Here is a 5,368-nt window from a genome sequence, read left to right as displayed (position 1 = left end):
CCGCCACGAACGTGCTGGACGGTATTATGCTAAGCGTCCTCCCCTTTCCCTTCTCCACATCCAGCAACAGGTGGTGCGCGTTGGCCCCCGAGGCTATCACCTCCCCGCCGGTACCGTTGCGGCTGGCGGTGAAACCCGGGTAACGGGTCTTCCACGGTATGAGCCGCACGGTGCCCAGGAAAACCCTCCTGCCGTCGGGATACACCGCCTCAACCGGCGCCCTGGGCTCAAGGGGAAGCCTCAAGGTGTAGAGCAGCTCCCCACACCAGGCAACTCCCACACCAAACCACGGCCCGGTGCCAAGGAAACCCCACAGGGCCAACCCCAAAACCAACGACGATCTCAACAAAGTCCTCATGGAGAACTATTATATCTCATTAATGTTTATTTTAAAATGATCCCTTCGTCACGATCCCAAGTGTTCCAGCAGGATCTTGACCCCTATGATGATAAGCACGGTCCCGCCGGCCATCTCAAAGGCCCCGCCCCGGGGTTTGAAGAGCCGTCCGGATCCCAGCACCCCCAAAAGGCAAACCAGAAACGTTACTACCCCTATGACCAACGATGTAACGGGCACGTTAAGCCTCATCCCTATGAACCCCACCCCCACCGCCAAGGCGTCGATGCTGGTGCCTATGGACAGGGTCAGCAGCCGCCCGGTCCCAAGGTCTGCGCTGGCGGGGCAAGTCTCCCCCTTGAGCTTCTCCAGCCCCTCCAAGATCATCTTCCCTCCCACAAGGGAAAGGGCCCCGAGGGCCACCCAGTGGTCAACCCTCTCAAGATACCTTCCAAAGGAGCTGGCCCCCAACCACCCAAGCAGGGGCATCAGGGCCTGGAATACCCCAAAGCTCAGGGACAGCTTCAGGGCCCCCCTGATGTCCGACAGTCCGCAAACCCCCATGGCGCAGGACACCGCGAAGGCGTCCATGGAGAGGCTTAGCCCCAGGGCCACCGAGAAGAGAAGATCCAAAAAACATACCCCCATCCGGCTGGATAAACTGGCAAAAACTCGAGTATTTTACTACCATACCATTGACGGCGAAACGTTTCGCTCAGGCGCCAAGCCCATGGGAACTAAGGCCCGGGCTTTAAATATAGTAAAAACAAAAACCCGGCCGCTGGATTAAACCAAAAGGGGGTAGTGGGACTTGAAAAGCCACACCGAGTACATCTGGATGAACACGCCAAAGCGCAAGGAGCTGGTTCACATAACCCCTGTCCTTAACGAGATACTGAAGCGCAGCGGCGTCTCAGACGGGTTCATGCTGGTCTCCGCCATGCACATAACGTCGGGGGTTATGGTGAACGACAACGAACCGGGGCTTCATGAGGACATAATGGAATGGCTCGAGCGTCTGGCCCCGGAGGACCCCTCCTACCGGCATCACATGACCGGCGAGGACAACGGGGACGCCCACCTGAAGCGCATACTGACCCACCACCAGGCGGTCATCCCCGTGACCGACGGCAAGCTTGACCTGGGCCCCTGGGAGAGGGTCTTCTACTGCGAGTTCGACGGCCAAAGGCGCAAGCGGGTGGTGGTTAAGGTGATGGGCCTCTAGGCCTCAGAGCCAAGGTATCGCTTAAGATCCTCCTCCAGCTTACGAATCTTATCTATGAGCCCCGGAAGGGCCGCCAAGACCTCTTCCTTCTCGCTACACCTCCACCGGCGGAGCATGTTAGACAGCTCGCTCTCCAGGGACGCCGCGCCCAGGTACCCGGCGGTCCCCTTGAGGCGGTGGAGGGACTTCTCCACCGCCTCCTCCGTCTCCTGTCGGGAGGAGCCGGACTCAAGGGCGCCCTCAAGGGAGCTCACGTAGCCCGGGAGCATCTCCAGCACGTCGCTGGCGAAGCCCTTCGCCAGATCCCTTGAGCCGTCCGCCATCTCCAGCAGAACCTCCGGATCTATCAGGGACTTCTCCTCGGACGTGAAGGCCCATATGCGCCCCAACTCCCTGCGAAGCCTTGCGGGTGAAACCGGCTTGGCCAGGAAACGATCCATCCCGGCCTCCACGCAGGCCTTCCGGTCCTCCGGCGAGGAAAAGGCCGTTAGCCCCACAACCAACGTCCTCCTTCCGGTGCCCTTCTCCGAGGACCTTATTCGGCGGGTCACCTCAAGGCCGTCCATCACCGGCATCTGAACGTCCATGAGGACCATGTCGAAAGGCCCCTCCTGCTCAAAAAGCTTAAGGGCCTCCTCCCCGTCGGAGGCGGTGGTTACCTCCAGGTTCATCCGGCGCAGCACCGTGGTCATGAGCCGCTGATTTGCCCGGTTGTCCTCCGCCAGCAGCACCTTAAGACCCTTGGGCAGCTCCGGGGCGTCCTCCTCCTTCCTTGGGAGGGGGACACCCTCCGCCCGCTCCAGGGGCAGCCAGAAGGAGAACTCGCTCCCCTCCCCCTTGCGGCTTTTCACTCCTATGGTGCCCCCCATGAGGGACACCAGGCTCTTGCACAGCGCAAGCCCAAGGCCGGTGCCGGGAAGCCGCCGGGTGAGAAGATCCTCCCCCCGCTCGAAGTAGCCGAATATCCTGTCCAGGTGAGCCTCGTCTATGCCCACCCCGGTGTCGGACACCACAAAGAGTACGCCTCCATCCTTCCAGGTTATCTGGGTGGACACGGAACCCCTGTCTGTGAACTTCACCGCGTTGCTCAAAAGGTTCCAAAGGAGCTGCCTCACCCTTACAGGATCGCCCAGGAACAGCCCCTGGGCGGAGGGATCTATGCGGTGGACGAAATCAAGGCCCTTTTTCTCAGCCTCCGCCCACATGAGGCTGAATATGGGGGAACACACCTCCTCAATGGAGAACGGCACCGTCTCCAGCTTCAGCTTCCCCGCCTCCACCGCCGCCAGGTCCAGGATGTCCCCCAGTATGTCCATCAGCGACGACGACGCCTGGTGGATCAGCTCCAGATCCTTCCTCATTCCCTGGTCCCGGCACTCCTCCAGGAGCACCTCCGACAAGCCCACCACCGCGTTCATCGGGGTCCTTATCTCGTGGCTTATGTGGGACACGAAGGCCATCTTGGCCCTTGAGGAGGCCTCCGCCCTCTCCTTGGACTCCCGCAGGACGCGCTCCATCCTCTTCATGGAGGTAACCTCGGTCATGACCCCAACGAAGCCCCCCACCTTGCCGCAGTGGTCGAAGAACGACGCCTTGCGTATCACGAAGTCCCTCCGGTCCTCCCCGGACCCCATGGAGAAGTCAAAGCTCATGCTGCCGGGCTTCTTCAGCAGCTCCATGTCGGAGCTCACGTCCCGGGCAACGAACTCCTCCGGCAGGGACCCGGGCTCCATCTGAAAGTCCCCGTCGCAAAGGCCGAAGAGCTCCTGGAAGGCCCGGTTGAACCCCTGGTACCTGCCCCGGGAGTCCTTGTAGAACACCGGGCTCGGGATGGTGTCAAGCAGGGTCTTGAGAAACTTGAGCTGGTCCTTCTGCTCCCTGTCGATGCGCCTTACCTTGGTAAGATCGTCTATGAAGCCGAAATGCAGGTAGTCCTCCGTATCGTTGGAAAACCCCCTCACCACGGTGGCTATTATTCTCACGGGGATCCTGGATCCGTCGGACCTCAAAAGCTCTATCTCGTACCGGCGCTGCCACCGGATGTTCCTAAGACTCCACTGGTAGTCTATTATGGACCTTTGATCCTCCGGCACCAGGGTCCAAAGGGACTCCCCCACTATCCTGTCCCTTCCGTAGCCCAGCATGGTCTCGAAGGACTTGTTTACGTAGGTTATCCTTCCCCCCCGGTCAACGGTCAAGAAGGCCTCCCCAGCGTTGTCAAGCACCGTCTTCCACTTGAGCTCGGACCGCCGGAGCTCCTCCTGGTAGCGCCTCAACTCCGACACGTCCTGGGCTATGCCCACCAGGTACTTGCACACCCCGCTCTCGTCCCGGTGCCCCACCGCCCGCAAGGCCACCCACACCTCGCTCTGGTCCCCTCTTATCATCCGGACCTCCGCGGAGGCCTTGCCGTCCGATTGGGCCTCTTCCAAAAAGGCGTTGAACGCGCCCACGTCATCGGGATGTATCACCATGCCCAGGTTGAAACGGACCAGGAAATCCGGTATGGGCATCCTGAGGAGTTCCTCCATGCCAAGGGTTAGGAACATCCACTTGCGGTCCGCCGTCCTGATGCACCATATGGGGTCAGGGCAGGAGTGCAAAAGATCCAACAGCGGAAAGTCCAGAAAACCCGACCCCTCATAACCAAAGGGCATAGCAACCACTCCTTCCAGCTTCACCGGTACGGGTGCAAGAGATCTTACCGGTCCGTCTTGGCCACGGGGACGTAAAGGTTAACCGGCCTGCCCCTGCCAATGTGTTTGAGCTTAAGTTCCACCTCTCCCTCCCGGACGAGGTAGTCCAGGTAGCGGCGCACCGTGGACTTTGAAAGTCCAAGCTCCTCCGCCAGGCCCTCACCGGTCATCTCCCCGTTGGAGGACAGGCAGGATAATATTCCCTTGAGCGTGGCCCTGTGAAGCCCCTTGGGCAGCTCCTCCCCCGAGTCCCCCCGGGGGAAGAGCCTGTCTATGTCGTCCTGGGAAAGCCTCTGGTCAAGCCTATCGATCCGGCGCCTAAAGGCCACGAAGTCCTCCAGGGCCCTTTTGAACCGGGAGGCCCCGAAGGGCTTTATGAGGTAGTCGAAGATGCCAAGCCGCATGGCCTCCCCCACCACCTTGGGGGCCCCCTCGGAGGACACCACCACGGCGTCCACCTCCGCCCCCAGGGCCCGGATCCGCCTTAGCGCCGCAAGTCCATTGGCCCCCTCAAGATATATGTCGAGGATTAAAAGGTCCGCCCTGCCGCCCCTTTGGAAGAAGTCCAGCAGCTCGTCCCCAGAAGAGGCCACCCCTATGAGCCTTATCCCCTCCACCCCCTCCATGAAGGCCCTGTAGAGCCTCACCATGGATCGGTCGTCCTCGGCTATAACCGCCCCGTAGGGAACCATGGAAGCCCCCCTTTCGTCAAACAACACGGTTCAATGATAGACGAAAGGGGGATCTTGTTCCACACTATAGGCACGGGACCTATCAAGACGCGGACGCGTCAAGGGCCGGGTAAGGGCTGTAGGAAGGTGATAGATGCCCCGCCCCTTCCTTCCCGCTCACCTTGAAGCGGGATATCTCGCGATCCAGCTTCTCCGCTATGGCCGCAAGCTCCGTGGCCCCCTGGGCCACCTGCTCCGCCACCTGGGAGACGTCCCTTATCTGGGACGCCACCACCGAGGTGGCCTCGTGCACGTCTCGGGTCTTGTCCGCCATGCCCTGGATCACTGAGGCTATCTCCTCAGCGCTGGCGGCCTCCTCCTCGGCGGTGGCCGCCATGTCCTGGGCCGCCATGGATATGCCGCTTAGGCTCTCGCTTAT

6 protein-coding genes are annotated in these 5,368 nt (G+C 61.0%); 1 reads left to right on the top strand and 5 read right to left on the bottom strand.

Going from position 1 to position 5,368, the window contains the following annotated elements; all coding sequences use genetic code 11:
• Positions 1 to 346 (bottom strand): hypothetical protein (locus tag N2315_08685; protein MCX7829252.1); only part of this gene is annotated, 346 nt, incomplete at its 3' end.
• A 60-nt stretch (positions 347 to 406) separates the two neighbouring features.
• Complete coding sequence (locus N2315_08680; protein MCX7829251.1) at positions 407 to 970, bottom strand: manganese efflux pump MntP family protein; 564 nt, start codon at positions 968 to 970, stop codon at positions 407 to 409.
• Positions 971 to 1,148: 178 nt separating this feature from the next.
• On the opposite strand from N2315_08680, the gene N2315_08675 reads away from it, so the two are divergent.
• Positions 1,149 to 1,562, top strand: a complete 414-nt coding sequence (locus tag N2315_08675; protein ID MCX7829250.1) for a secondary thiamine-phosphate synthase enzyme YjbQ — start codon at positions 1,149 to 1,151, stop codon at positions 1,560 to 1,562.
• Here N2315_08675 and N2315_08670 read toward each other — a convergent pair.
• The 3 genes from N2315_08670 to N2315_08660 all read right to left on the bottom strand — a co-directional run.
• On the bottom strand, positions 1,559 to 4,243 hold the full coding sequence (locus tag N2315_08670; GenBank protein MCX7829249.1) for a PAS domain S-box protein: 2,685 nt from the start codon (positions 4,241 to 4,243) through the stop codon (positions 1,559 to 1,561). The two genes, N2315_08675 and N2315_08670, sit on opposite strands and share 4 nt — an antisense overlap.
• A gap of 20 nt (positions 4,244 to 4,263) precedes the next feature.
• Positions 4,264 to 4,974, bottom strand: a complete 711-nt coding sequence (locus tag N2315_08665) for a response regulator (GenBank protein ID MCX7829248.1) — start codon at positions 4,972 to 4,974, stop codon at positions 4,264 to 4,266.
• 58 nt (positions 4,975 to 5,032) lie between these two features.
• Positions 5,033 to 5,368, bottom strand: a 336-nt coding sequence (locus N2315_08660) for a hypothetical protein (protein ID MCX7829247.1), incomplete at its 5' end; no start/stop codon positions are given.

The organism is Thermanaerothrix sp. (genome assembly GCA_026417795.1).
Classification (GTDB): Bacteria; Synergistota; Synergistia; order Synergistales; family Synergistaceae; genus Thermanaerovibrio.
Note: the sequence above shows the minus strand (reverse complement) of the source record. Positions and strands in the feature narration are given on the sequence as shown.